The sequence below is a fragment of the Stappia sp. 28M-7 genome (assembly GCF_014252955.1).
Lineage (GTDB): Bacteria > Pseudomonadota > Alphaproteobacteria > Rhizobiales > Stappiaceae > Stappia.
In genome coordinates this window covers 120,072-142,343 of the sequence record NZ_JACMIA010000002.1, presented here as the reverse complement: position 1 = coordinate 142,343, position 22,272 = coordinate 120,072, and the positions used below count along the sequence as shown (strand labels likewise).

The window sequence follows — 22,272 nt, the reverse complement described above, 5'->3', positions numbered from 1 at the left end:
CGATTTTCCATCCGCCCGGCCACCGCGCCGGGCACATTCGCTTCAGGAGCTACCGATGACCGACGATACTGAAACCGTCCCCGACGCCTGCCCGCCGCTCTCCGAGTGGAGGACGCTGGATGCCCTTCGTGCCCAACTCGAGGCCGAGCTGTTCAAGCTGAACAAGGGCGTGCTGCTCGATGCTCTCGCATCCGCGGGAGTCACGCATGTCGTCGTGACCTTCGACGGCTACGGCGATTCCGGCCAGATCGAGAATGTCGAGGTCCGGTCCGGCGACCATGTGATCGCGATGCCCGAGGGCACGATCGAGATCGCGCAAGCCGTCTGGGGCCAATCCGAGCCGGAACGATCCATCGTCACGATCGCGACGGCCATCGAAAGCCTGGCCTATGACGTGCTTGAGCGGACGCATTGCGGCTGGGAAAACTCCGACGGCGCCTATGGCGACATCACCTTCGATGTGGCGGCGCATGCGATCACGCTCGACTACAATGAGCGCTACACCGCCACCGAAAACTACACGCATCAGTTCTGAGGGAGGCGGCAATGGGACATTGTTATCATCACGCGCTGTCCTCGGCGCGCAAATGGGGCGGCACCGCGGAGGACTATCTGCCGCTGCATCAGTGGTTCGATGAATCGAAGGAGATCACCGCCGACTTCCGGCACCGGGCGTTGCGCCATCACGCCCAGGGCATATTCGAGCTGGAGCGGGTTTTCGGGCCGACCGTCACCGTCTCGACCGGCCGCGTCGTCCCCGTCCGATTGATCGGCGAACAGCATGTGCTGGAGGATCTCGGCTTCATTCCGAGCTTTGCCGATTGGGTGCGTTCGATCCGGCCCCAGCCCTGGATGGGCCGCGCCCAGCCGATTCACAAGCTGGTCGACCCTTTCGCCGCTGCGGTCGACGGTGAGCCGGACGCCGGCGGTCCACCGCATCCGGGCTCCGGCCCAAGGGCAGCCTGACCACGACCATCCCCCACGATCCGCCCGGTCCTTGTGACCGGGCTTTGCATTGGAGAGCCCAATGACCGGTTTGATCGATATCGACGAGATCTTCCACGAGGACCGCGACCATCCCCCAGCTGAGCGCTCGCTGCCCTGGGAGGAGACGCGCGACGGCGTCACCGTGGTGGTGGAGCCCAAGCCCCATTGGGCCGAGGACATGCGGGCGTTCCGCCTCGATGCCCGCGAATATTGCCGCTACGCCGACTGGACAGCGCATGGCGCCAGGGCGCGGTTTTTCGGTCATGTCGACACGTCGGGCGACGAGGTGATGATGAAGGCCCGCGCCATGATCGCGCGCGAAATCGCCGATGGGCTCTGGGACTGAGCGGCAAGGCCGGTTCCGCCTCCCTGCGGCGCCGTCGGTTATCGCTTTGCCGGCAGTGATGGACCGGGCCTCCAGCCTCACCAATTCCCTGGCTTTCTGCCACCAATGTCATGGGGCAATGGGTGCCGTCCCGATCTGAACGAACACGGATTCTCGGACAGCATGGCGGCAGGGCTGGCTGGGCGAGGCATCTGCGAAGGGTCTCCGGCAGCCGGTCAGATGCAAGGCACCACCCCCGCTTCCATACGCAAACCTTGGTCTGATCCGCTTCTTTGCATTCAACCCCAAGGGGTCGGCTTGACGCTGCGCGTGCCGCCCTCGCGGATTCGGGGGAACCCGAACGCGCGAGGGTGAGTGCAGATCCGGTCAGACACTTCGGGCGCCTGTCGCGCGGGGGATGGTCCCCCGCCTCCAAGACAGGAGCCGGAACCCATGTCCTATGCAGATGCCACCGCCTTCGCCGCCAGCCTCGCCGCCACGCTGATGGTCTCGATCGTCGTGTTCGAAGCGGGCGACGGCACCCACGGCGCCGTGCCCGCCAACGAGTTCGATGGCGATGAGGACATGGTGAAGCTGGAGCTCGATCCATGGGCCTGAGGCGCGAAAGCGCCTCATCCGCGACCACGCGGGACGCGGAAGCGCGTCCCGGGCCTTCCCCCTGGCGATGATCACCCATCGCCGGAGGTGGCGCCAGGGCCGAGGCCCTCGGCGACGAGAGGGAGAGTGCGGGCCGGTTTGGCCGTGACGGGTTGGAAGGTGGAGGAGAGGCCTCCGCCGCCCGTCGCGGAGCAACACCGATGACCCTTCCCCGCCACGATACCTTCCGCTCGATCGGCCAGATTCTCGCCGCTGATGTGCTTCCGGCGCTTTGCCATGCGCGAAAGCTGCCGCTGCGCGTCACCTGCGTCGGCGCCGCCAGTTACGATGATGGCGACGACGTCCACGCATTCGATCGCACCGTGCCGCTCGGTACGCGTCAATCCCCCGAAGAGGCCATGGACCTCGCCATTCTGCGCGTGTCGCGCGGCGACATCCACGCCGGTCGCGACGACACGCTGCGCTTCCGGCCGCGCATCGCGGTCATTCAGGACAGCGAATACGGCCTGGTGCTCGCAGGGGAAGTCCGTGCCGGGATCATCCTCTGGCGGCAGCCGGTCGCGTCCGACGCCGAGGCGCGCCGTGTCGTTACCGAGGCCAGCCGTCTGCGCGGCATGGCTTTCGCCGCGTCAGGGCGTGGGGAACACGGATCGGCGCGCGACCTGCGCCACCGCGCCAGCCTGCTTGAGGCGCGGTTGGTCGATGCGTTCTGGCGCGAGACCGCCGCCGAGCTGCTCAGCCTCCCGCGGGCCGCCTGATCTTCCATCCCTTCCTGTCCATTCGGCCCGGTCTCGCGCCGGGCCTTGTCATGTCCGGAGGCCGCCATGGCTGACTATTTCACCCATTTCTCCTGTCTGCTCGATGTGGGCACCCCCGAGAACGCCGCCCGCGCGCTCGAACTCTACAATTCGCTGTCTGACGAGAACGCCACCGAGGACCCGCCCTCGGATGGGTTCATGCTGTCGATCCAGCCCGAGCATGGCGGCACGCATTTGTGGATGCGCGATGACGGGACCGGCGATCCCGAGCATGTGATCCGCTTCGTCATGCGCTGCGCCGCCGAGTTCGGCCTGACCGGGCGATGGGGCATGCAATTCGCCAACACCTGCTCGAAGCCGCGGGTCGATGGCTTTGGAGGCGGGGCGCATGTGCTCGATCTCGCCACCGGCGAGACGGTGGACTGGATCTATACCGATGGCTGGCTCTCCACCGTGCTGGACGGAGGCGACGCTCATGCCTGAGATCATCGAAACCACCGTCTACCGTCTCGACGAACTTTCCGATGCGGCGAAGGAGAAGGCCCGCGCCTGGTATCGCGAGGGCGGCTTTGACTACGACTGGTACGACGCCGTCTATGAGGATTTCCAGCGGATCGCGGAAATCCTCGGCATTTCCCTCAAGACCCGGCCTGTTCGTCTCTATGGCGGAGGCACGCGGCAGGAACCCTGCATCTGGTTCCGGGGCTTCTGGTCGCAAGGGGACGGGGCCTGCTATGAAGGCCTCTGGTCCTATGCGAAGGGTGCGGCGAAACGCATCCGGGACTATGCCCCGCAGGACGATGCCTTGCACCGGATCGCCGACATGCTTCAGGCGATCCAGCGGCGCAACTTCTACCAGCTGCGCGCCGAGGCCAGTCATCGCGGGCACTATTGTCACGAATACTGCATGGCGATCTCGGTCGTGCGTGACAGCCCGGCCTGGCAGGACATGACCGCCGATGCCGAAGAGGTCGTGATCGAGGCGCTGCGCGATCTCGCCCGCTGGCTCTATCGCCAGCTTGAGCGCGAATACGACTATCTCTCGTCCAACGAGGTTGTCGATGAAACCATCATCTCGAACGAATACACATTCACCGAGGCCGGTCGCCGCTTCGGTTGATCGAAAAGCGCCCCACCGCCTGGTCGGGGCGCTTTTCTCGTGCGGCGATATTCAGAGTCCGAGGAACGCCGCGACGGGGCGAGTCCGGGCGGTCGAGAGAGAGCGCTGACCGGGCTTTCCCGTTCCCGCTCTCCCGAGGTTTCCTCCCATGAACATGGCTTCTCCCGCGGCCGGTCCGGTCGCGCCGCTTGCCCCTGCGCCGGCGATCCTTGCCGCGGCCACTCTCCTTCTTCCCCATCTGGAACGCGGCGAGCGCATTGACGCAGCAGTCCTGCGCGCCGCCATGGAAACCGCTTGTCGAGGCTCCGACGCCACCGGCGCCTGGGGCTGGAAGGCGGCTTATGACGCCTGCGAAGTCGCGACCGTCCTGTTCCTGCGCAAATACGGAAAGGCGGTTTTCCGTAAAGCCGCGGCTCCGGCTGCACGGCTCGACGCGCTCACGAGGATCGCGGGGTTGCTGCCGACGCATACGCGGCGCTCGGAAGAAAGCCAGAGCTTCCAGCAATTCAGCACGCCGGTACCGCTGGGCTTCGCGGCGCTGAGCGCGGCCGCGATCACGCCGGATGACGTGGTGCTGGAGCCTTCGGCGGGCACCGGGCTGATGGCGATCCTGGCCCAGATTGCTGGCGGATCGCTGATCCTGAATGAACTGGCCGAGACCCGCGCCAATTTGCTGTCCTCCCTCTTTCCGGCCAATCCCGTCACCCGGTTCGATGCCGCCCAGATCGACGATCATCTCGTGCCTGACGCCGTCCCGTCCGTGGTGCTGATGAATCCACCGTTCTCGGTCATGGCCAATGTCACCGGGCGCATGGCCGATGCGGATTATCGGCACGTCGCCTCGGCGCTCAACCGGCTTGCCCCCGGCGGCCGGTTGGTCGCGATCACGGGTGCGAACTTCGGCCCTGACCTGCCTGCCTGGCGCGACGCGTTTGCTCGGTTGCAGGAACGTGGGCGGGTGATGTTCACCGCGACAGTCGACGGCGCGGTCTATGCCCCGCACGGCACCAGCATCGACACGCGGCTGACCGTCATCGACAAGCTGCCCGCCGAGGATGCGTCGCTCTTCCCCGCCTCGCCGGGCATGGCCCCGGACGTCGCGACGCTGCTGCACTGGGTCGAGACGCAGGTGCCGCCGCGCCTGCCGGTCGCATTGCCGAAGGGTGCCGTTTCCGCACCGGCTGCCGCGCCAAAGACCGTGCGTGGTTATCTCGCCCGCCCGGCTGCGATGCGGACTGTTGCAGCTCCGGCCAGCGATCCTGACGGCGTGGAGCTGACCTACGAGACGCTCGACTGGACGCCGCCTGATGGGGCGCGGCTGTCGGACGCCATCTACGAGGAATATGCACTGCAATCCCTGCGGATGCCCCGTGCGCAGCCGCATCCGACCAAGCTGGTGCAATCCGCCGCCATGGCCTCGGTTGCGCCGCCCCGCCCGTCCTATCGACCAATGTTGCCCGCCGACATCCATGAGCGCCTGTCGGATGCGCAGCTCGAGACGGTGATCTATGCGGGCGAGGCCCATGCCGACTATCTGGCGGGAGCCTGGACCGTCGACGCGACCTACGACAATGTCAGCGCGGCGCCCGAGGATGCGGCAGGCGCGGTGCGCTTCCGTCGGGGTTTCATGCTCGGCGATGGCACCGGCGCGGGCAAGGGGCGTCAGTCTGCCGGTATCATCCTCGACAACTGGCTGCGCGGTCGCCGCAAGGCCGTCTGGGTTTCCAAATCCGACAAGCTGATCGAGGACGCACAACGCGACTGGTCTGCGCTCGGCATGGAGCGGCTCCTGATCACGCCGCTCTCGCGATTCGCCCAGGGCAAGCAGATCACACTCACCGAAGGCGTCCTATTTACCACCTACGCTACGCTACGGTCCGACGACCGCGGCGAGAAGGTTTCGCGGGTGCGGCAGATCGTGGATTGGTTGGGCTCCGATTTCGATGGAGTCATCATCTTCGACGAAAGCCATGCTATGCAGAATGCCGGCGGCGGCAAGGGAGAACGCGGCGATATCGCCGCCAGCCAGCAGGGACGCGCGGGCCTGCGGCTCCAGCACGCCCTGCCGGACGCCCGTGTGGTCTATGTCTCGGCGACCGGAGCCACCACGGTTCACAATCTCGCCTATGCACAGCGGCTCGGCCTCTGGGGCGGCGACGACTTCCCGTTCGGCACAAGGGCCGAATTCGTCGAGGCGATCGAGGCCGGGGGCGTGGCGGCCATGGAGGTGCTCGCCCGCGACCTGCGGGCGCTCGGCCTCTATACCGCACGGTCGCTCTCCTATGATGGCGTCGAATACGAACTGGTCGAGCACCGGCTCAGCGGCGAGCAACGCCGCATCTACGATGCCTATGCCGGAGCCTTCGCCGTCATTCACAACCATCTCGATGCCGCGATGGAGGCGGCCAATATCACCGGCAGCGAGGGCACACTGAACCGGCAGGCCAAGTCCGCCGCACGCTCCGCCTTCGAGAGCGCGAAGCAGCGCTTCTTCGGCCATCTGCTGACCAGCATGAAGACGCCGACCCTGATCCGGCAGATCACGGAGGATCTGGAGGCGGGTCATGCCGCCGTCATCCAGATCGTCTCGACCGGTGAGGCGCTCATGGAGCGGAGATTGTCCGAACTGCCGACCGAGGAATGGAATGACGTCCGCGTGGACATCACGCCGCGGGAATATGTCCTCGATTATCTCGCCCATTCCTTCCCGGTGCAGCTCTACGAACCCTTCACCGATGGCGAGGGCAATCTGTCGTCGCGCCCGGTTTTCCGCGACGGCCAGCCGGTCGAAAGCCGCGAGGCCGTGGCCCGGCGCGACGAGATGATCGAGCAGCTCGCCAGCCTGCCACCCGTTCCCGGCGCGCTCGACCAGATCGTGCACCATTTCGGGACCGACATGGTCGCCGAGGTGACGGGACGCTCGCGGCGTATCGTGCGCCGAGGCGAAGGTTCGGCAGCACGCCTCGCTGTCGAAAGCCGGGCGCCCTCCGCCAATCTTGCCGAGACCGCGGCCTTCATGGATGACCAGAAGCGCATCCTGGTCTTCTCGGACGCGGGTGGAACCGGGCGCAGCTATCACGCTGAACTCTCGGCCAGGAACCAGCGCCTGCGCGTTCACTATCTGCTGGAACCCGGCTGGAAGGCCGATGCCGCCATTCAGGGGCTGGGTCGCACCAACCGCACCAATCAGGCGCAGCCGCCGCTCTTCCGGCCCATCGCAACGGATGTGAAGGCCGAGAAGCGTTTCCTCAGCACCATTGCTCGACGTCTCGATACGCTGGGCGCCATCACGCGCGGCCAGCGCCAGACCGGCGGGCAAGGCCTGTTCCGGCCCGAGGACAATCTGGAATCCAGCTATGCCCGCGACGCCTTGCGCCAGCTCTATCTGCTGGTCGTGCGCGGCAAGGTGGAGGGTTGCCCGCTGGAGCGGTTTGAATCTGCCACCGGTCTCAAGCTGATGGACAGCAATGGTCTCAAGGATGACCTGCCACCGATCACCACCTTCCTCAACCGTCTGCTGGCACTGACAATCGAACTCCAGGGCATCCTGTTCTCGGCCTTCGAGCAGTTGCTTGAGGCCAGGATCGACGGGGCCATCGCCTCGGGCGCCTATGATATGGGGCTGGAAACCCTGCGCGCCGAGAGCTTCACCGTCACCGACCGGCAGGTAATCTACACCCATCCGGCGACCGGCGCCGAGACCCGGCTCCTGACCATTGCCGAGCGCAAGCGTAACCGGCCGGTCACGCTGGATGCAGCGACGGCCGAACTTGACGATCCCCGCGCGAAGCTGCTGGTCAATGAGCGTTCCGGCCGTGCCGCTGTCCAGATCCCCACCACCAGCGTCATGCTGGACGATGGCGAGATCGAACGGCGCGTCCGGCTGATCCGGCCGATGGAGGCGCACAACGTCCCCCTACGCATGATGGGCGAGACCCATTGGGTCGAGGTCGACCGGGAGACATTCGGCGCGGCCTGGAGGGCCGAACTCGCCGAGGTGCCGGAGTTTACCGACAGCACGCTGCATATGGTGACAGGTCTGCTGCTGCCGATCTGGAAGCGCCTGCCGCAGGAGTCTTCCCGCGTCTATCGCCTTCAGACCGATGAGGGCGAACGGATCATCGGCCGCCGCGTCTCTCCCGCATGGGCCGCCAGCGCCTCGACCAGCGGTGTCCCCGCTGGTCTGACGCCCGATGCGGTTTATGCCGCACTGCTGGAAGGCCGCACGGTCTTCGATCTCGCCGAAGGATTGCAGCTGCGCCGCGCCCGCGTGATGGGTGCGAACCGCATCGAGCTTTCGGGCTTCACCGAGTCGATGCGGGAGCGCCTGCGCGCCTATGGCCTCTTCAGCGAGATCATCTCGTGGAAGCTGCGCTTCTTCGTGCCGGTGGGCGCATCCGGGCCGGAGATTGCGGCCAGGCTCCTCGACCGCTTCCCGGTCGAGCGCATCGGTGAGCGGGAGGCCGCGTAATGTCCCGTCTCGACGCCACTGATCTCGCGCAGCGTCTCGGCCGTCAGGCCGAGGCGGTCTGCCGCTTCTATCTCTCGAACGGGCGCAAGCAGGGCAATTACTGGCAAGTCGGTGACGTCCGCAACACCGCCGGGCGCTCGATGTTCGTACGCTTGCATGACAGCGCCAAGGGTGTCGCCGGGAAATGGACCGACCCGGCGACCGGCGAGCATGGCGACCTGCTCGACGTGATCCGGGAATCCCTCGGCCTGATCGACTTCGCGGATGTCGCCGAGGAGGCCCGACGGTTCCTCAGCCTGCCCCGTCCGGAGCCGGGGCCGCATACAGGCCGGCCGCGAAGGCCGACGGCGCCATCGGGTTCGTCCGAGGCCGCGCGCAGGCTCTGGCGCATGACCCGGCCGATCACGGGCAGCGTCGCAGAAGCGTATTTGCGCAAGCGCGGCATTACGGATTTACGCGGAGTCGCAAATCTTCGGTTCCATCCGAACTGCTACTGGCGGCCCGAGGGCGATGGTCCGACCGAGACCTGGCCTGCGATGATCGCCGCGGTCACCGACCTCAATGGCAAGGTCACCGGCGCGCACCGGACCTGGCTCGCCCGTGACGGCTCGGCCAAGGCGCCCATCGATCCGCCGCGCAAGGCGATGGGCGACCTGCTCGGCAATGCCGTCCGTTTTGGCGAGGCGCAGGATGTCATGGCGGCGGGGGAGGGCATCGAGACCATATTGTCCCTGCGGCAGGCCATGCCCCCGATGCCGATGGTGTCCGCACTCTCGGCCGGGCATCTCGCCGCCATCCTATTTCCGACCGATTTGCGCAGGCTATATATCGTCCGCGACAACGATCCGGCAGGTGACGGCGCGCGGGATAGCCTTGTCGACCGGGCACGCGGGGCCGGGATCGAGGCGATCACGCTCTCGCCCGTGCTGGGGGACATCAACGAAGATCTCGTCATGCGCGGGCTGACTGCGCTTCGGGCGGAGGTGCGGGTACAACTCGCCCCCGAGGACGTCAGCCGCTTCATGGTCCTCACTGCATAGCCGGGAAGGGGTGTGATCGGGCGGGGTCCGGCTTGTCATGGCATATGGGACTGCACCATCACGGTCAGGGGACCGCGCCTCGGCCTTCGAGAGGGCGAGCGGCCCACAAACGGTCCGGCCCGGCAATGGCGGCGCCGGACTATTTTCCGCCGCCCCTTCGGGGCTTTGCAGCGCGAGGCAAAATAGTCCGGCTTTGCCATCGAGGCCCTCGCCAGGGCTCGGGCTGCCGGACCGGATCGCCCGTGGGCTTGTCGTCGCCATGAAGGCCGCGACGGTCGCGGTCCAGCCGAAGGACGCATCCCATGCACGCTCATGACGAACTCGAACCCGATCACAGCACCTCCCCGACGGGCCACGTCATCGAGGATCTCGAACTCTATGGCTATCGTCCCTCGGAGGACGAGGAAGATCCCCGGATCACCCCCGAGGATCACGTCATCCAGACCGCTGTCGCCGATATCTTCGACGCCCTGATTTCCAGCATGGCTGACACCAGCCTCGATTTCGACCTCGACGAGATCATGTGGTCCACGGTCAATACCTTCCACCGCGCCGTCGAGCGGATCGAGCGCAAACTGGACGACAACGAGCAGGCGCAGAGACGCCTTCAACGGGAACAGGATGGCTCGGAGGTCAAATCCGTCCAGCTCGAGACCCTGATCGGCATCGGCCAGAGCCTCATCGAGCGCCGCGACAGCATGGAGCTCTTCCGCGATACCGCCGCCGATATCTACCTGCGCACCACCGGCACGCCCTGGTCGCCGCGCTCCGGCTCACGGGTCAACCACCGCCAGATGACCGCGGCGATGATCGACAGCCGCGACTTCCTCGCCGCCAAGCGCAGGGCAGACAACGAGGTGCTGGTGCCCGCAGGGCCGAAGATCGCCTTCTCGGGTGGGGACACGGCCGACCACCGGCTGATCTGGGACAAGCTCGATCAGGTCCATGCCAAGCACCCGGACATGGTCCTCCTGCACGGCGGAACGCCGAAAGGCGCAGAACGCATCGCCGCCACCTGGGCCAACAATCGCAAGATTCCGCAGGTTGCGTTCAAGCCCGACTGGGCGAAACACGCCAAGGCCGCGCCATTCAAGCGCAACGACCAGATGCTCGCCACCATGCCGATCGGCGTCATCATCTTCCCCGGAACCGGCATCCAGGACAATCTGGCCGACAAGGCCCGCAAGATGGGCATCCCGGTCTATCGCTTCGGCACGGGCAGCGCATGAGCGCTGCCCTCCAACATTCTCATGTCGAAGGCGCGCGAACGGACCTGCCATTCCGTCTCGCCGAGACACGCATGTTCATGCTATATTCCCGTTTGCGCCGTGGAGGTGGTGGCAGGCGCAACCGTTCAACCTTTTGCACGGAGCCGCCACCATGATCATTCTGGGCATCCTCGTTTCCATTGCCGCCATCGGCACGATGTGCTGGTTGCTGTTCAACCTCGCGGTCTTTGCGCTGCCGTTCTTCCTCGGCGTGAATGCCGGCACTTGGGCCTATGGCACAGGCGCGGGATGGCTCGGCGCAGGGCTCGTCGGCCTCCTCGCGGCTGGGCTGACCCTGGCCGTTGTGCAGGGTCTGCTCATGCTCGTCCGCCCGCTCTGGGCGCGCATGCTGATCGCCCTGGTCTTTGTCGCTCCCGCAGTCCTCGCCGGGTTCCATGCCACGCTTGGCATCGTCAAACTCACGATGCCGTCCGAGACCTGGCAGTTCGTATTCGCGATCATTGGCGCAATAGCCGTGGGCGTGACGGCTTTCCTCCGGCTCGCGGGATGGGCGGCCGCCGGCCCGGCGGACCGGAACCTTGCGCGCGCGTGACGACGCATAGCGGCAGTTGGACGGACAGCCAGGGCAGCGTGACACCGGCCATCCCCGTCAGCAGGCGGGCGGGGATGTATCGGAGTGTACGACCCGGATCGGCGTGAGGCCTGCGCGCGGCCGAAACGGTAGCGCAAGATGTCAGCTCCGGCACTCGCCTGCCGATCCTGAAACCCGGTGACGCGGACGATGCCGGTGCAACCGTTCAGGTGGAAGGACGCGCACGGCCTGGGACGAGGGGCGACGAAAGTGCCGTGATGCCGGTCGGGTCCAATTTCCTGGTTCCTTCTGGGCGCCATCGTCTCCGTTCCATGCCTGTCTCTCAACCGCTCCAAACGGCCTCTTCAATGGCCTGATCTGGCCGAAGACCGGCTGCGCCTCGACCGCTTCAGCGCAACAGCGCCGTCACAACTTTCTTCCCCTGCCGGTGCAGGCACCGTCATTCCTCGCGGAGACAAGAAAGTTCCTCCTTTGCTGTCCAGCCCCCTGCTGCGCGGGGGTGCGCCAGCGATCGTCTCCGTCCTGTCGATCGCCATCGAGGCCGCAATGGTGCGGGCTCGAAAACGGAAAACGGAGACTTAAAATGGCGACCATCGGCACCTTCAAGAAGACCGGCTCGAACGAATTCACCGGCGAAATCGTCACCCTCAGCGTCCAGGCAAAGGGCGTGCGCATCGTCCCCGACACCCGCGCCACCGGCGAGAACGCCCCCAGCCACCGGGTCCTGGTCGGCCGCGCCGATTATGCCGAGAATGGGATTATGCGGAGTGCCAGGTCTTGAGGTCCGGTTTTCCGGCTGTTTCGGCGGATTCCGCTCCGCATAATCGCGGGTTTTATGGGCGGGCGCCCCGCTGTGAGCGGAGCGCCCTTGGCGGTCATCGCGACCAGATGAGCTTGTGCTCGCCCTTGTCGCCCTGCACGAGGGAGGCGTAGACCGGGGCCGTGAAGGAGGGGTCGTCGAGCTTGAGGGAGAGGTACTCGGCGCCTGTTTCCTTGGCGGTCTTGCTCCAGCCGGCTCCGAACTCGACGCCGTTGGCGGTGACCCGGTGGTCGGGCGCCTTGTCGCTGTCGTGGTCGCAGGGCTTGATGGTGGCCTTGACGTTGAGGGTGAGGGTTTTGATCGTGCCGGCGTAGATGCCGTTTTCGTCGCGGGTGAAGGTGCCAATCTGAGCCATTGTCGTATCTCCTGAGAGTTGTCCGAAGCCGCCCCATGCGGTCTCGATGGCGGTCGAGGGGCGACGGGCCGGACGGCTGCATCCAAAGGACCGCAGCGTGAGCGGAGGACGGCGGCAGCCGAGCTTGTTGGTTCGCGAGGAATGGCCGTCAGGCCAGGGGAAGAAGGTCGGCGGAGCCGTTGCAGGCCAAGGCCGGACCGGCGCCAGACCAGCCCAGATGAGAGGCCGCATGGGGGCTTTGCTGCATTGTCGGCAGAGAACGACACGGGCATTCGGCACCCCATCGGCATGACCGGCGTCACAGGCGGCGGGGCAATCCTCCCCGCCACCATGATCACCATGATCACCATGCCGCGACACGGCAACATGAGCCGCTCCCGGTACACCCTTCCGGGTACTCCGAGTTCAATCCGGGCCGGCACTTGCATATCGCATGGAATAGTGTCGCCGCCTTCGATTTGTTCAATGCGCCGGACCCTCCGGCGTCAACAAGCAACTCGAAGGAAAGCAGGATGACAAAACGGAAACGCAGACATCGCCGGAGCGTCGATGTCCGGATCAATTGGCTGCAACCGCATGTTGGGGGCTTCAAAGGCTGGCTCAACGAGCGGAATTACTCGCCCGCAACGATCATCGAGGTGGTGCGCCTGCTCGCATTGTGGGCCGATTGGGTCCGCGCGAAGGGCTTCGAACTCGAAACGCTCGCCGCGGGCCTTGCCGCCTCGGCGTCGGTGTTCCGCGGCAGCAAGAAGGCTCGCGCGCCGAAGGGCGCTGCGAAGCTGTTCATCACCTATCTGCGTAATGAAGGCGTTCTTCCGCCGGCGCACGAACCGTCGCTCGAGGAAACCTGGCCGGAACTCGCCGCCTTCCGGCATTGGATGCGGGAGCAACGCGGCATCATGGATTCAACGCTCGACACCTATCAGCAAACCCTGACCGATCTGCTTGCGGCACTCGGAACGGATCCAGAGGCGTACACAGCCGCCGCCATTCGCGACTTCGTGCTGGAGCGGGCCAAACCACACGGGATCGCGCGCGCAAGGGGCATCACCGTTGCGACGCGCGCCTACCTCAAATACCTCGTGGCGATCGGGCAGTGTCCGATCGGACGAGAGCATGCGGTTCCGACCTTCGCAAGCTGGCAGTTGGCGACGGTGCCCCGCTTCCTCGGGCAAGCCGATATCGACCGCCTGCTTGCCTCGTGCGAGGACAAAGGCCGATTACGTGACCGCGCAATCATCCTCCTGCTTGCCCGCCTGGGATTGAGGGCAAGCGAGGTCGCCAATCTCACCTTCGGCGACATCGACTGGCACAACGGGCTGCTGAAGCTGTCCGGCAAGAGCCGGCGCGAGGAACACCTGCCGCTCACACAGGAGGTTGGAGATGCCATCCTCGCCTATATCGCGCAAGAACGTCCCCGAATTGCGACGACGCGCCTGTTCCTGACCGAAACAGCGCCGATCCGGCCCGTGGGGCGCATCGCGGTGAAATGCCTGGTGCGACGCGCCCTCGACCGGGCGAAGATCGAGAGCGTGAATCGCGGCGCTCATATGCTTCGGCACTCCGCTGCGACCGCGATGCTTCGTCATGGCGCGAGCCTTGCCGGTGTCGGCACGATACTGCGGCACCGTTCGCCATCCGTCACGGCGCTCTATGCCAAGGTCGATATCGAGCTGCTGTCGGAGATCGCCCAGCCCTGGGGCGGGAGGCTGCCATGTTGAGGGACGCCACCGACCGCTACATCGCCCTGCGCCGCACGCTCGGCTACAAGCTGGTCAAGACCGAGCGGCATCTTCTTGCCTACTCGGACTTTGCCGCCGATCGCGGCGAGACCCATATCCGGGCAGCAACGGTTCTTCGATGGCTGGAGACAGTCGCAGGCACGCCGAACACACGCGCCCGGCGCATGTCGGAGATCATCCTGTTTGCGCGCTTCCTCCATGCCGAGGATCCCCACCATGAAATCCCGCGCACCAACGCTACACGGAATCAGGAATCTCGCCCCGTTCCCTATATATACACCCCGGACGAAATTGCCCGCATCCTCGATGCGGCCGGCAGTCTGAGGCATCAAAAGCCCAATCCCCTGAGGCGTCAGCTCTATGTAATGCTGTTCGGGCTGATCGCGGCAACAGGGTTGCGCGTCTGTGAGGCGCTCGGGCTCAAGCTGTGCGATATCAAGCCGGGTGGTGTGTTGCACATCCGCGAGACGAAGTTCCGTAAGAGCCGGCTCGTGCCGCTGCATGCCACGGTCGTCGAGGCGCTCGATCGCTATCTCGCGCTTCGTCGTCAATATGCATCCGAAAGTCCCTGGCTGTTCACGTCCGTCCAGCATCGCGAGATGTGCCACACCACGGTCAACTATACGTTCCGCTGCATCCTGCGCCGTGCGGGGATCACGCCGGAGCGAAGGCGACAGCCCCGCATCCATGACCTTCGCCATACCTTCGCGACACGGGTGTTGGAGCAATGCGGCGCAGAGCGTCGTGCGGTTGCCAGGCACTTCATCGCCTTGTCGACTTATCTCGGCCATGTCGATGTCCGGAACACCTACTGGTATCTGGAAACGACGCCGGAGTTGATGGCGGATATCGCCACGGCCGCGGAAATGCTGGTCGGGGAGAGCGCCACATGACGCAACTCGCACCGCTCATCACCAGCTTCCTGCGCGATTACATGCCCAATCAGCGAGGCTTCAGCCCGCAGACCTGCGAGACCTATGCCATCAGCTTCAAGCTGCTGTTCGACTTCGCCGCGAGACGGTTGCGAACCCGGCCGTCGCAGCTTGCGATCGAGGACCTCGATGCGCCGATGATCGTGGCGTTCCTGACGCATATCGAGCAGGATCGCGGCAACAGCGTCTCCACGCGCAACCTGAGGCTCGCCGCCGTCAAGGCGTTCATGCGCTATGTCGAATACCGGGTGCCGTCGGCCCTGGAGCAGATCGGCAGGATCCATGCGATCCCGGTCAAACGCCACGATCAGAAACTCATCCGTCATCTGACGATGGATGAGGTTCGCGCGATCCTGAATGCCCCCGATATTACGACCCGATCCGGCGCGCGCGACAGGGCAATGATGCATCTGTGCTTTGCCGGCGGCTTGCGGGTCTCCGAACTGATCGGAACCCTGACCAGAAACCTCTCGCTCCAGCAAGGCGCGAGCGTGACGATCCGGGGAAAGGGTCGCAAGGAACGATGCCTGCCACTCTGGAAGGAAACCGCGCGCGATCTTCGGTCGTGGCTCGGTGTCAGGGGCGACATTCCCGTGCCGGAGCTCTTCGTCAACGCCCGAAGCGAGCCGATGACCCGAGCGGGCTTCGAATATGTTCTCGACAAGCACGTCCGCAAAGCGGCCGAGACCTGCGCATCGCTGCGCGATCGTCGCGTCTCTCCACATCAGCTCCGGCATAGCTGTGCCGTGATCATGCTGCAGGCCACCCACGACATCCGGAAGGTCGCACTCTGGCTCGGTCATGCCGATATCCGCACGACGGAGGTATACCTGCGCATGGATCCCTCCGAGAAGCTGGAAGCGGTAGAGGCGGTCGTTCCTCCGGAGCTGAGGCGTGGCCGGTTCAAGGCGCCGGACTCGTTGATCGCATCCTTGCTCTCCGACGTGGAAGGGCCAACCTGAGCTGCCGTGTCGCGGCATGGTGATCATGGTGATCATGGTGGCGGGGAGGATTGCCCCGCCGCCTGTGACGCCGGTCATGCCGATGGGGTGCCGAATGCCCGTGTCGTTCTCTGCCGACAATGCAGCAAAGCCCCCATGCGGCCTCTCATCTGGGCTGGTCTGGCGCCGGTCCGGCCTTGGCCTGCAACGGCTCCGCCGACCTTCTTCCCCTGGCCTGACGGCCATTCCTCGCGAAGCAACAAGCTCGGCTGCCGCCGTCCTCCGCTCACGCTGCGGTCCCTTGGATGCAGCCGTCCGGCCCGTCGCCCCTCGACCGCCATCGAGACCGCATGGGGCGGCTTCGGACAACTCTCAGGAGATACGACAATGGCTCAGATTGGCACCTTCACCCGCGACGAAAACGGCATCTACGCCGGCACGATCAAAACCCTCACCCTCAACGTCAAGGCCACCATCAAGCCCTGCGACCACGACAGCGACAAGGCGCCCGACCACCGGGTCACCGCCAACGGCGTCGAGTTCGGAGCCGGCTGGAGCAAGACCGCCAAGGAAACAGGCGCCGAGTACCTCTCCCTCAAGCTCGACGACCCCTCCTTCACGGCCCCGGTCTACGCCTCCCTCGTGCAGGGCGACAAGGGCGAGCACAAGCTCATCTGGTCGCGATGACCGCCAAGGGCGCTCCGCTCACAGCGGGGCGCCCGCCCACAAAGCCCGCGATTATGCGGAGCGGAATCCGCCGAAACAGCCGGAAAACCGGACCTCAAGACCTGGCACTCCGCATAATCCCATTCTCGGCATAATCAACTTTATGTGGTGCACCACATAACGCAGAGATCGGCGCCGCCTGGTCCAAACGCTCCAACGAGGGCCGCGACTATCTGGGCCTCAAGCTGGACGATCCGAGCTTCACCGCTCCGATCTACGCCAACCTCTTCGATGACGAGGACGGCGAGGGTTACTCCCTCATCTGGTCCCGCCCCAACCGCCGCAACGGCGACTAGGGCGCGCAAGGCCCCGGCCGAGAGGTCGGGGCCTTCTCCCTGCTCGCAGGAAAGCCGTCACCCCGGCCGCTGCCGCCGAATCGATTCGGAAGCGTTGAGCCAGGACGCACGCAAAGCCGGGCTCAAGATCTGCGATTTCAGATAGAAGATCGGAGCAAAGCGACTATTATAGTCGTAGTTCTGGAATGCGCGCCGGTCGCGATGGGAGGTGATCATGCATGATCACCTCCCGACAGTCGCGGGCCGCACGCGCGTTACTGGGTTGGACACAGGAGACGCTCGCAGATAAGGCCCGTGTATCATTGACAGCGCTAAAGCGCCTCGAATCCGAAAACCGGCTCGAGGTCTACGAAACTACGCGCGATCAGGTTCGCCGGGCTCTTGAAGCGGCTGGAATAGTTCTCCTGTCGACCGAACGCGGACAGGGAGTGCTGCTTGTTCATGATCGCGACGAGAAAGGACGCCGGTAAAGGGTCGGGGAATACTTGGCCCGCGCGAGCGCGTCTTTCGCCGTCAGCTACAATCTGTGACCGCTCGCGAGCCATTCACCCGACGGCTATTTTGTCCCTGGAGCGGCCGGCATGTCCTCGATGATCGAACCATTCGAGGATGATGCTCCCGATGTCGAGGAACTGACGGCCTACGACCGGACGCACATCAAGCTTTACATGCGGCTCCTGGACGCCGCCGCGGACGGTGCCGAGTGGACCGAAGCGGTGGAGGTCCTGTTCGGGATTGACCCTCGCCTAGAGCCGGCGCGCGCGCGCCGCGTCCATGACAGCCATCTGGCGCGAGCGAGATGGATGACCCAAACCGGATATCGCCACCTCCTGTGGCAATCCGCGCCCCGGCATTGACCCGTGAGGCGGGGCCGTGAAGCGATGCCAAACCGGCATCGCTCAATGCCATCCCTCGATCTTCCCGCATGCGGATGATGCTGGAATCGTTGAACAACTCGACCGTTCCGACAGAGCGAGGAGGGGAGGATGCGACCAGACACATCCCAGTGGAGCGAAAGTGATCGTTACGAGTTCTACGACAGCCTCTCGGTCGAGGGCCTTGCCTGGGAATGCCTGCGCCGCTCCGAACCTTATCAGGAGCATTTCGCAGAACTCGCCGCCATGAATGCGGAGACAAACCCCTACACCCATGACGCCCAGCATCTATGGGGGTTGCGATTTCCCGGCCCGACCGAGCCTTTCCATGCTCGAACAACAGGTCGTCTGGTCGCCGCTCGTCAATCCGGCCGTTCTGCTCATCGACACCGCGCCGTCGTTCCTGCCGTCACCGCCTCCGCTCGCGCCTGCTGACGGCCGCGAAGGCCCGGAGGGCCTGTACGCGATTCACGAGGCCTATACCGACGCGCAACTCCTCTATCTGACCGGCTGCGACGTCGGCAGCCCATCCTCCATCGTTCTGCCCCTCGACAGCGATCTACCCGACCGACTTCAGGCCGTTCTCCGTCTATGGCATGCCGCAAACGCAGGGCCAGTCCCGCACGACGCGCGCGTGACACCCTATCAGCGACGGCGGATGCGACAGATGATGCAGGCGGCCGATGGCCGCAGCAACGGCGCCACCTACCGGGAAATCGCGATTGCCATGTTCGGTTCCGAGCGCATCGCCTCGGAGCCCTGGCGAACATCCGCGCTCCGCGACACGGTCATCGGACTGATCGAAAGCGCCACCGCCCTGATCGAAGGCGGCTACCGCAGGCTGCTCCGGCACAAGCGCAAGGCCTGAATCCGCCGCTCTGCCCGGGGGGTGGGGATTCTTCGCCCCCAATCTTCCCCATCCACCCCGCCGATCTTTCTCCGCCACCGTGGTCGCAAATCGCCGCTGGTCCTCTGCGGCGTCCCGCAACCCCACGGAGGCTCGATCCATGCATCCCGATCCCGCCGTTCTGCCGCCGCGCTACCTACGCACGAAAGAGGCGGCTGCATTTCTCAGCCTGTCCGCCAGGACACTCGAGAAACACCGCACCTACGGTACTGGTCCCGCCTATCACAAGCTCGGCGGGCGCGTCGTCTATTCCGTCGATGATCTCAAAGCCTGGGCCGACCGCGGCGCGGTGACCTCCACCACCGATCCGCGCGGCCAGCTGGTTCCGCCCAAGCGGCAGATGCCGCCGGCCTCACCGCGGGCGGTTCGCTCCGCCCGCTGATGACAGGACGGCGTCGAACCCTGTCGGAGCGCGGGCAGCTCGATCTGTTCAGAGCGCTTCCGGGAGATTTCGCGCCACGAGACGCGCAGGATCTCATGGCCTATCCCTTCTTCTCCCTTTCAAAGTCCCATCGCGTTGCGCCGATCGACTTCAGCGCGGGAGCCGTCTCGATCCGCGTCGAGGCGGTCCCCGATCACGGGATGGCGACCATCTGGGACGCCGACATCCTGATCTGGGCCGCGAGCCAGATCGTGGAGGCACGCGATGCCGGACTGCGAACCTCGCGGCTTATGATGGCGACGCCCTACGAGATTCTCACCTTCATCGGCCGCGGCACCAGCCTGCGAGACTACCGGCGCCTGAAGGCCGCACTGGACCGGCTGCAATCCACAACGATATCGACCACGCTGCGTCAGACGGCCAAAGGACGCCGCCACCGCTTCTCCTGGATCAACGAGTGGCAGGAGCGAACCAACCGCAACGGCCGACCCGACGGCGTCGAGATGATCGTCCCGGACTGGTTCTACCAGGCCGTCCTCGACGATGCGCTCATCCTCACGATCGACAGGGCCTATTTCGATCTGACTGGCGGACTCGAACGCTGGCTCTACCGTCTCGTCCGCAAGCATGGCGGCCGGCAGAAGGACGGCTGGCGCTTCGACTTCCGCCACCTTCACCAGAAATCGGGCAGCCTGTCGCCGTTCAAGCGCTTCGCCTTCGAGCTGCGCGACATCATTCGGCGCCAGCCGCTCCCCGGCTACACGCTGTTCACCGAGATCGAATACGGCGGCCGGATGTTGCTGGCCTTCGAGCCCAGCCCGGCCTGTGGAAAACCTGTGGATGGCCTCGTGCCATCGGGAACCCGCACTATCGTGCTATCGGGAACCCAGGGCTCGTGCTATCGGGAACCCAAACAGGGCGTAACGCATGGAAATCGCTTCGAAAATCGCGCCCTTAACTTAGAGTCTAACGAAGAATCTAACTTTGAAGAGCGCAGACGCGATGTGCAAAAGCTCATCGTGAAGGTCGGCAATGCGCTGAAAGTGACGTCCGGCGACAAGCGCCAATCCCTGGATCGCAGCGCCGTTGTCGACGAGCGCGCCGCCCGACCGCGTACTCCGACTCCGCCTTTCGAAGATCCTTCGGGGGGCGCGTCATGATCCTCGCCTTGCTCAATCAGAAGGGCGGCGTCGGGAAGACGACGCTGGCGCTTGCTGTTGCGGGCGAGTGGGCCATGCAAGGACGGCGGGTCATCCTCATCGACGCTGACCCGCAAGGCTCGGCGCTCGATTGGTCCGAGATGCGCGCTCGCGAGGGGCTGCCACGCCTGTTCAGCGTGATCGGTCTCGCCCGAGACACACTTCATCGCGAAGCCCCCGCGCTGGCCAGGGATGCCGATCTCGTCGTCATCGATGGGCCGCCGCGTGTGGCCGGACTCATGCGCTCAGCGCTGCTGGCAACGGACATGGTGCTGATCCCGGTGCAGCCGTCGCCCTTCGACGGCTGGGCGTCTGCGGAAATGCTGGCGCTGATATCGGAGGCGCGCATCTACCGGCCGGAACTGGTCGCTCGCTTCGTCCTGAACCGATGCGGGGCGCGCACTGTGCTGGCGCGAGATACGGCCGAAACGCTCGCGGATCATGACCCACCGGCCCTGGCCAGTCGCATTGGTCAGCGGATCGCTTTCGCCGCCGCTGCGCAGTCCGGACGGATCGTCCGGGAACTCGACCATGAGAGCCTGGCCGCGCGCGAAATCTCCGCGCTGGCGGCCGAGGTCGCGCATCTCGGCAGTCCCCGGAGCGCATCATGAGCGCCCGGGCAAACAGGAAGGGCTTCGCGACCCGGCCAGCCGGTCCCGAACAATGGGTCAAGGCCGGACCGCCCCCGCAAGACGGCGATGCGGCCACGAACACCGCCCGCCTGACCATCGACGTGACGCCCGAGATGCGGGGGCGGATCAAGATCGCGGCCTTCCGGCGCGGCACGACCGTCGCCGACATGCTGCGCGCGCTCCTCGCGCGGGAATTTCCCCCAACCAGCGGAGATGCCGAATGACCCCAAGCACGACACCCAGTCAGGCGCGCTCTGCGCAAATGGCCGACCGGTTCACTCGTGTTGAGCTGATCTGGGTCGAGAAGTCGGTCGAACACTGGATCAGGTTCGGCATGGCTGTGCGTGAAGAGATCCTGGACCGCCGCCGGCGTGTCCTCTCCTTCCGGCCGGGCTCCAGTTTCGCGCTCGTTCGCTGGGCCGCCAACGAACATGGAACGGTCGAGTCCCGGCTCGACATCCTGTGCGCCCCGCGAGCGGGTGAAGCCTATCAGACCGTGCCGTTCGTCGATCCCGGCGGCGTCCTCCTCCTGCGAACACATGGCTGGCCCAAGGTGGAGCGCATGCTTCAGATCATCGACGTGATCGAAGCGGCGGGTATCGATGCGGTGGAGGTTTCGCCCGATCACTGGCGGCACGTCCACAATCGGCTCGCCGCCGGCGAACGGCCGCGTCCCTATTCGCCAACGCAGCACCGCGCCTGGCTGAAACGGCGGAGCGTCCAGCCATGAGCCGCCGCGCCATTGTCTGGACCATGGCGGCGGCGGGCGCGCTGATCGTCGCGCCGCATTTGACCGGGCACGGTCCCCGCTTCATCTGGAATGCGTCGGCCAGCGCGCCGATCGGCCTCTATTCCGTTCGCCCTGTGGGGCGGCTCGAGGTCGGCGATCTTGTTGCGGTCATGCCGCCGGACGATCTCGCGGGCTTCCTCGACGCGCGCCGCTATCTCCCGCGCGGCGTTCCCCTGATCAAGCGCGTTCTGGCGCTCCCCGGCACCCAGGTGTGCCGGGATGGCGCTCAGATCACGGCTTACGATCACGTCTATGGCGAAGCCCGCGAACGCGACAGCCGGGGCCGCCAACTGCCTTCCTGGCAGGGCTGCCGGGTGATCTCCAATGGCGAAGTGTTCCTGATGAACTGGGACACTGAAGACAGCATGGACGGCCGGTATTTCGGGCCGCTCCCCCTCGCATCCGTCACCGCGCGCGTCGTGCCGATCTGGACCGACGAGAACGGCGACGGCCGCCTCGAACCGCAGGCGTCAACGCGGTGAACGCCTGCACGGGAGCGGACATGCCGCCCGTTCCCGGTCCACTCCGCCGCAAA

The 22,272-nt window shown here is 65.4% G+C and carries 27 protein-coding genes and 2 pseudogenes; 27 read left to right on the top strand and 2 right to left on the bottom strand.

Going from position 1 to position 22,272, the window contains the following annotated elements; all coding sequences use genetic code 11:
* Nucleotides 1–55: 55 nt before the first annotated feature.
* The 12 genes and pseudogenes from H7H34_RS22025 to H7H34_RS21970 all read left to right on the top strand — a co-directional run.
* The gene (locus H7H34_RS22025) at nucleotides 56–535 is read left to right on the top strand and encodes a DUF6878 family protein (RefSeq protein ID WP_185926748.1); all 480 of its coding nucleotides are present in this window, start codon (nucleotides 56–58) and stop codon (nucleotides 533–535) included.
* 11 nt (nucleotides 536–546) lie between these two features.
* On the top strand, nucleotides 547–966 hold the full coding sequence (locus H7H34_RS22020; RefSeq protein ID WP_185926747.1) for a DUF6915 family protein: 420 nt from the start codon (nucleotides 547–549) through the stop codon (nucleotides 964–966).
* Nucleotides 967–1,027: 61 nt separating this feature from the next.
* Nucleotides 1,028–1,333 carry a hypothetical protein gene (locus tag H7H34_RS22015; protein WP_185926746.1) on the top strand — a complete coding sequence of 102 codons (306 nt, stop codon included), beginning with the start codon at nucleotides 1,028–1,030 and terminating at the stop codon, nucleotides 1,331–1,333.
* A gap of 432 nt (nucleotides 1,334–1,765) precedes the next feature.
* Nucleotides 1,766–1,930, top strand: coding sequence for a hypothetical protein (locus tag H7H34_RS22010; protein ID WP_185926745.1), 165 nt, complete (start codon nucleotides 1,766–1,768; stop codon nucleotides 1,928–1,930).
* A gap of 200 nt (nucleotides 1,931–2,130) precedes the next feature.
* Entirely contained in the window at nucleotides 2,131–2,688 is a 558-nt protein-coding gene (locus H7H34_RS22005; protein WP_185926744.1) for a hypothetical protein, read from the top strand.
* 66 nt (nucleotides 2,689–2,754) lie between these two features.
* Complete coding sequence (locus H7H34_RS22000; RefSeq protein ID WP_185926743.1) at nucleotides 2,755–3,171, top strand: hypothetical protein; 417 nt, start codon at nucleotides 2,755–2,757, stop codon at nucleotides 3,169–3,171.
* Nucleotides 3,164–3,808: an antitoxin of toxin-antitoxin stability system gene (locus H7H34_RS21995; protein WP_185926742.1), complete on the top strand. Its 645-nt coding sequence runs from the start codon at nucleotides 3,164–3,166 to the stop codon at nucleotides 3,806–3,808. Before H7H34_RS22000 ends, H7H34_RS21995 begins: the two co-directional genes overlap by 8 nt.
* Before the next feature lie 148 nt (nucleotides 3,809–3,956).
* Entirely contained in the window at nucleotides 3,957–8,279 is a 4,323-nt protein-coding gene (locus tag H7H34_RS21990; protein WP_185926741.1) for a strawberry notch family protein, read from the top strand.
* Nucleotides 8,279–9,319, top strand: a complete 1,041-nt coding sequence (locus H7H34_RS21985; protein WP_185926740.1) for a DUF7146 domain-containing protein — start codon at nucleotides 8,279–8,281, stop codon at nucleotides 9,317–9,319. Before H7H34_RS21990 ends, H7H34_RS21985 begins: the two co-directional genes overlap by 1 nt.
* A gap of 302 nt (nucleotides 9,320–9,621) precedes the next feature.
* Nucleotides 9,622–10,548 carry a DUF2493 domain-containing protein gene (locus tag H7H34_RS21980; protein WP_173933191.1) on the top strand — a complete coding sequence of 309 codons (927 nt, stop codon included), beginning with the start codon at nucleotides 9,622–9,624 and terminating at the stop codon, nucleotides 10,546–10,548.
* A 151-nt stretch (nucleotides 10,549–10,699) separates the two neighbouring features.
* On the top strand, nucleotides 10,700–11,140 hold the full coding sequence (locus H7H34_RS21975; protein ID WP_173933189.1) for a hypothetical protein: 441 nt from the start codon (nucleotides 10,700–10,702) through the stop codon (nucleotides 11,138–11,140).
* Nucleotides 11,141–11,723: 583 nt separating this feature from the next.
* Nucleotides 11,724–11,882 (top strand): annotated as a pseudogene (locus tag H7H34_RS21970) (DUF736 family protein); the annotation flags it as partial.
* Nucleotides 11,883–12,015: 133 nt separating this feature from the next.
* On the opposite strand, the gene H7H34_RS21965 reads toward H7H34_RS21970, so the two are convergent.
* Entirely contained in the window at nucleotides 12,016–12,315 is a 300-nt protein-coding gene (locus tag H7H34_RS21965) for a DUF736 domain-containing protein (RefSeq protein ID WP_185926736.1), read from the bottom strand.
* A 512-nt stretch (nucleotides 12,316–12,827) separates the two neighbouring features.
* Here H7H34_RS21965 and H7H34_RS21960 point away from each other — a divergent pair.
* From H7H34_RS21960 to H7H34_RS21940, 5 genes and pseudogenes are all read left to right on the top strand, one after another.
* Nucleotides 12,828–14,036 carry a tyrosine-type recombinase/integrase gene (locus H7H34_RS21960; RefSeq protein ID WP_185926739.1) on the top strand — a complete coding sequence of 403 codons (1,209 nt, stop codon included), beginning with the start codon at nucleotides 12,828–12,830 and terminating at the stop codon, nucleotides 14,034–14,036.
* Entirely contained in the window at nucleotides 14,030–14,950 is a 921-nt protein-coding gene (locus H7H34_RS21955) for a tyrosine-type recombinase/integrase (RefSeq protein ID WP_185926738.1), read from the top strand. Before H7H34_RS21960 ends, H7H34_RS21955 begins: the two co-directional genes overlap by 7 nt.
* Nucleotides 14,947–15,951: a tyrosine-type recombinase/integrase gene (locus tag H7H34_RS21950; RefSeq protein WP_185926737.1), complete on the top strand. Its 1,005-nt coding sequence runs from the start codon at nucleotides 14,947–14,949 to the stop codon at nucleotides 15,949–15,951. Before H7H34_RS21955 ends, H7H34_RS21950 begins: the two co-directional genes overlap by 4 nt.
* 366 nt (nucleotides 15,952–16,317) lie before the next feature.
* On the top strand, nucleotides 16,318–16,617 hold the full coding sequence (locus H7H34_RS21945; RefSeq protein WP_185926736.1) for a DUF736 domain-containing protein: 300 nt from the start codon (nucleotides 16,318–16,320) through the stop codon (nucleotides 16,615–16,617).
* 164 nt (nucleotides 16,618–16,781) lie between these two features.
* A pseudogene (locus H7H34_RS21940) lies at nucleotides 16,782–16,952 on the top strand (DUF736 domain-containing protein); the annotation flags it as partial.
* Nucleotides 16,953–17,009: 57 nt separating this feature from the next.
* Here the strand turns inward: H7H34_RS21940 and H7H34_RS21935 are convergent.
* Complete coding sequence (locus H7H34_RS21935) at nucleotides 17,010–17,168, bottom strand: hypothetical protein (protein WP_185926735.1); 159 nt, start codon at nucleotides 17,166–17,168, stop codon at nucleotides 17,010–17,012.
* A gap of 2 nt (nucleotides 17,169–17,170) precedes the next feature.
* On the opposite strand from H7H34_RS21935, the gene H7H34_RS21930 reads away from it, so the two are divergent.
* The 10 genes from H7H34_RS21930 (at nucleotide 17,171) to H7H34_RS21890 (ending at nucleotide 22,219) form a co-directional block, all read left to right on the top strand.
* The gene (locus tag H7H34_RS21930; RefSeq protein WP_081750462.1) at nucleotides 17,171–17,422 is read left to right on the top strand and encodes a helix-turn-helix domain-containing protein; all 252 of its coding nucleotides are present in this window, start codon (nucleotides 17,171–17,173) and stop codon (nucleotides 17,420–17,422) included.
* Between the two features lie 111 nt (nucleotides 17,423–17,533).
* Nucleotides 17,534–17,809 (top strand): DNA -binding domain-containing protein, encoded by a 276-nt coding sequence (locus H7H34_RS21925; RefSeq protein WP_185926734.1) that lies wholly within the window; start codon nucleotides 17,534–17,536, stop codon nucleotides 17,807–17,809.
* Nucleotides 17,810–17,938: 129 nt separating this feature from the next.
* Nucleotides 17,939–18,262 carry a transcriptional regulator domain-containing protein gene (locus H7H34_RS23590; RefSeq protein ID WP_245165610.1) on the top strand — a complete coding sequence of 108 codons (324 nt, stop codon included), beginning with the start codon at nucleotides 17,939–17,941 and terminating at the stop codon, nucleotides 18,260–18,262.
* Entirely contained in the window at nucleotides 18,156–18,695 is a 540-nt protein-coding gene (locus H7H34_RS21920; RefSeq protein WP_199258232.1) for a DUF2285 domain-containing protein, read from the top strand. The genes H7H34_RS23590 and H7H34_RS21920 overlap by 107 nt, the downstream gene beginning before the upstream one ends.
* A gap of 139 nt (nucleotides 18,696–18,834) precedes the next feature.
* Nucleotides 18,835–19,116 (top strand): helix-turn-helix transcriptional regulator, encoded by a 282-nt coding sequence (locus H7H34_RS21915; protein ID WP_107815995.1) that lies wholly within the window; start codon nucleotides 18,835–18,837, stop codon nucleotides 19,114–19,116.
* Nucleotides 19,116–20,276, top strand: a complete 1,161-nt coding sequence (locus H7H34_RS21910) for a replication initiator protein A (protein WP_185926732.1) — start codon at nucleotides 19,116–19,118, stop codon at nucleotides 20,274–20,276. The genes H7H34_RS21915 and H7H34_RS21910 overlap by 1 nt, the downstream gene beginning before the upstream one ends.
* Nucleotides 20,273–20,926 carry a ParA family partition ATPase gene (gene parA / locus H7H34_RS21905; protein WP_185926731.1) on the top strand — a complete coding sequence of 218 codons (654 nt, stop codon included), beginning with the start codon at nucleotides 20,273–20,275 and terminating at the stop codon, nucleotides 20,924–20,926. The genes H7H34_RS21910 and parA overlap by 4 nt, the downstream gene beginning before the upstream one ends.
* Nucleotides 20,923–21,171 (top strand): hypothetical protein, encoded by a 249-nt coding sequence (locus H7H34_RS21900; RefSeq protein WP_185926730.1) that lies wholly within the window; start codon nucleotides 20,923–20,925, stop codon nucleotides 21,169–21,171. Before parA ends, H7H34_RS21900 begins: the two co-directional genes overlap by 4 nt.
* Nucleotides 21,168–21,677, top strand: a complete 510-nt coding sequence (locus tag H7H34_RS21895; protein ID WP_185926729.1) for a DUF2840 domain-containing protein — start codon at nucleotides 21,168–21,170, stop codon at nucleotides 21,675–21,677. Before H7H34_RS21900 ends, H7H34_RS21895 begins: the two co-directional genes overlap by 4 nt.
* On the top strand, nucleotides 21,674–22,219 hold the full coding sequence (locus tag H7H34_RS21890; RefSeq protein ID WP_185926728.1) for a S26 family signal peptidase: 546 nt from the start codon (nucleotides 21,674–21,676) through the stop codon (nucleotides 22,217–22,219). Before H7H34_RS21895 ends, H7H34_RS21890 begins: the two co-directional genes overlap by 4 nt.
* Nucleotides 22,220–22,272: the final 53 nt, after the last annotated feature.

What these genes read in the sequence shown, in the direction of transcription:
- H7H34_RS22025 (WP_185926748.1), top strand. Translation starts at nt 56, where the DNA reads ATGACCGACGATACTGAAACCGTCCCCGACGCCTGCCCGCCGCTCTCC.
- H7H34_RS22020 (WP_185926747.1), top strand. Translation starts at nt 547, where the DNA reads ATGGGACATTGTTATCATCACGCGCTGTCCTCGGCGCGCAAATGGGGC.
- H7H34_RS22015 (WP_185926746.1), top strand. Translation starts at nt 1,028, where the DNA reads ATGACCGGTTTGATCGATATCGACGAGATCTTCCACGAGGACCGCGAC.
- H7H34_RS22010 (WP_185926745.1), top strand. Translation starts at nt 1,766, where the DNA reads ATGTCCTATGCAGATGCCACCGCCTTCGCCGCCAGCCTCGCCGCCACG.
- H7H34_RS22005 (WP_185926744.1), top strand. Translation starts at nt 2,131, where the DNA reads ATGACCCTTCCCCGCCACGATACCTTCCGCTCGATCGGCCAGATTCTC.
- H7H34_RS22000 (WP_185926743.1), top strand. Translation starts at nt 2,755, where the DNA reads ATGGCTGACTATTTCACCCATTTCTCCTGTCTGCTCGATGTGGGCACC.
- H7H34_RS21995 (WP_185926742.1), top strand. Translation starts at nt 3,164, where the DNA reads ATGCCTGAGATCATCGAAACCACCGTCTACCGTCTCGACGAACTTTCC.
- H7H34_RS21990 (WP_185926741.1), top strand. Translation starts at nt 3,957, where the DNA reads ATGAACATGGCTTCTCCCGCGGCCGGTCCGGTCGCGCCGCTTGCCCCT.
- H7H34_RS21985 (WP_185926740.1), top strand. Translation starts at nt 8,279, where the DNA reads ATGTCCCGTCTCGACGCCACTGATCTCGCGCAGCGTCTCGGCCGTCAG.
- H7H34_RS21980 (WP_173933191.1), top strand. Translation starts at nt 9,622, where the DNA reads ATGCACGCTCATGACGAACTCGAACCCGATCACAGCACCTCCCCGACG.
- H7H34_RS21975 (WP_173933189.1), top strand. Translation starts at nt 10,700, where the DNA reads ATGATCATTCTGGGCATCCTCGTTTCCATTGCCGCCATCGGCACGATG.
- H7H34_RS21965 (WP_185926736.1), bottom strand. Translation starts at nt 12,315, where the DNA reads ATGGCTCAGATTGGCACCTTCACCCGCGACGAAAACGGCATCTACGCC.
- H7H34_RS21960 (WP_185926739.1), top strand. Translation starts at nt 12,828, where the DNA reads ATGACAAAACGGAAACGCAGACATCGCCGGAGCGTCGATGTCCGGATC.
- H7H34_RS21955 (WP_185926738.1), top strand. Translation starts at nt 14,030, where the DNA reads ATGTTGAGGGACGCCACCGACCGCTACATCGCCCTGCGCCGCACGCTC.
- H7H34_RS21950 (WP_185926737.1), top strand. Translation starts at nt 14,947, where the DNA reads ATGACGCAACTCGCACCGCTCATCACCAGCTTCCTGCGCGATTACATG.
- H7H34_RS21945 (WP_185926736.1), top strand. Translation starts at nt 16,318, where the DNA reads ATGGCTCAGATTGGCACCTTCACCCGCGACGAAAACGGCATCTACGCC.
- H7H34_RS21935 (WP_185926735.1), bottom strand. Translation starts at nt 17,168, where the DNA reads ATGATCACCTCCCATCGCGACCGGCGCGCATTCCAGAACTACGACTAT.
- H7H34_RS21930 (WP_081750462.1), top strand. Translation starts at nt 17,171, where the DNA reads ATGATCACCTCCCGACAGTCGCGGGCCGCACGCGCGTTACTGGGTTGG.
- H7H34_RS21925 (WP_185926734.1), top strand. Translation starts at nt 17,534, where the DNA reads ATGTCCTCGATGATCGAACCATTCGAGGATGATGCTCCCGATGTCGAG.
- H7H34_RS23590 (WP_245165610.1), top strand. Translation starts at nt 17,939, where the DNA reads ATGCGACCAGACACATCCCAGTGGAGCGAAAGTGATCGTTACGAGTTC.
- H7H34_RS21920 (WP_199258232.1), top strand. Translation starts at nt 18,156, where the DNA reads ATGCTCGAACAACAGGTCGTCTGGTCGCCGCTCGTCAATCCGGCCGTT.
- H7H34_RS21915 (WP_107815995.1), top strand. Translation starts at nt 18,835, where the DNA reads ATGCATCCCGATCCCGCCGTTCTGCCGCCGCGCTACCTACGCACGAAA.
- H7H34_RS21910 (WP_185926732.1), top strand. Translation starts at nt 19,116, where the DNA reads ATGACAGGACGGCGTCGAACCCTGTCGGAGCGCGGGCAGCTCGATCTG.
- parA (WP_185926731.1), top strand. Translation starts at nt 20,273, where the DNA reads ATGATCCTCGCCTTGCTCAATCAGAAGGGCGGCGTCGGGAAGACGACG.
- H7H34_RS21900 (WP_185926730.1), top strand. Translation starts at nt 20,923, where the DNA reads ATGAGCGCCCGGGCAAACAGGAAGGGCTTCGCGACCCGGCCAGCCGGT.
- H7H34_RS21895 (WP_185926729.1), top strand. Translation starts at nt 21,168, where the DNA reads ATGACCCCAAGCACGACACCCAGTCAGGCGCGCTCTGCGCAAATGGCC.
- H7H34_RS21890 (WP_185926728.1), top strand. Translation starts at nt 21,674, where the DNA reads ATGAGCCGCCGCGCCATTGTCTGGACCATGGCGGCGGCGGGCGCGCTG.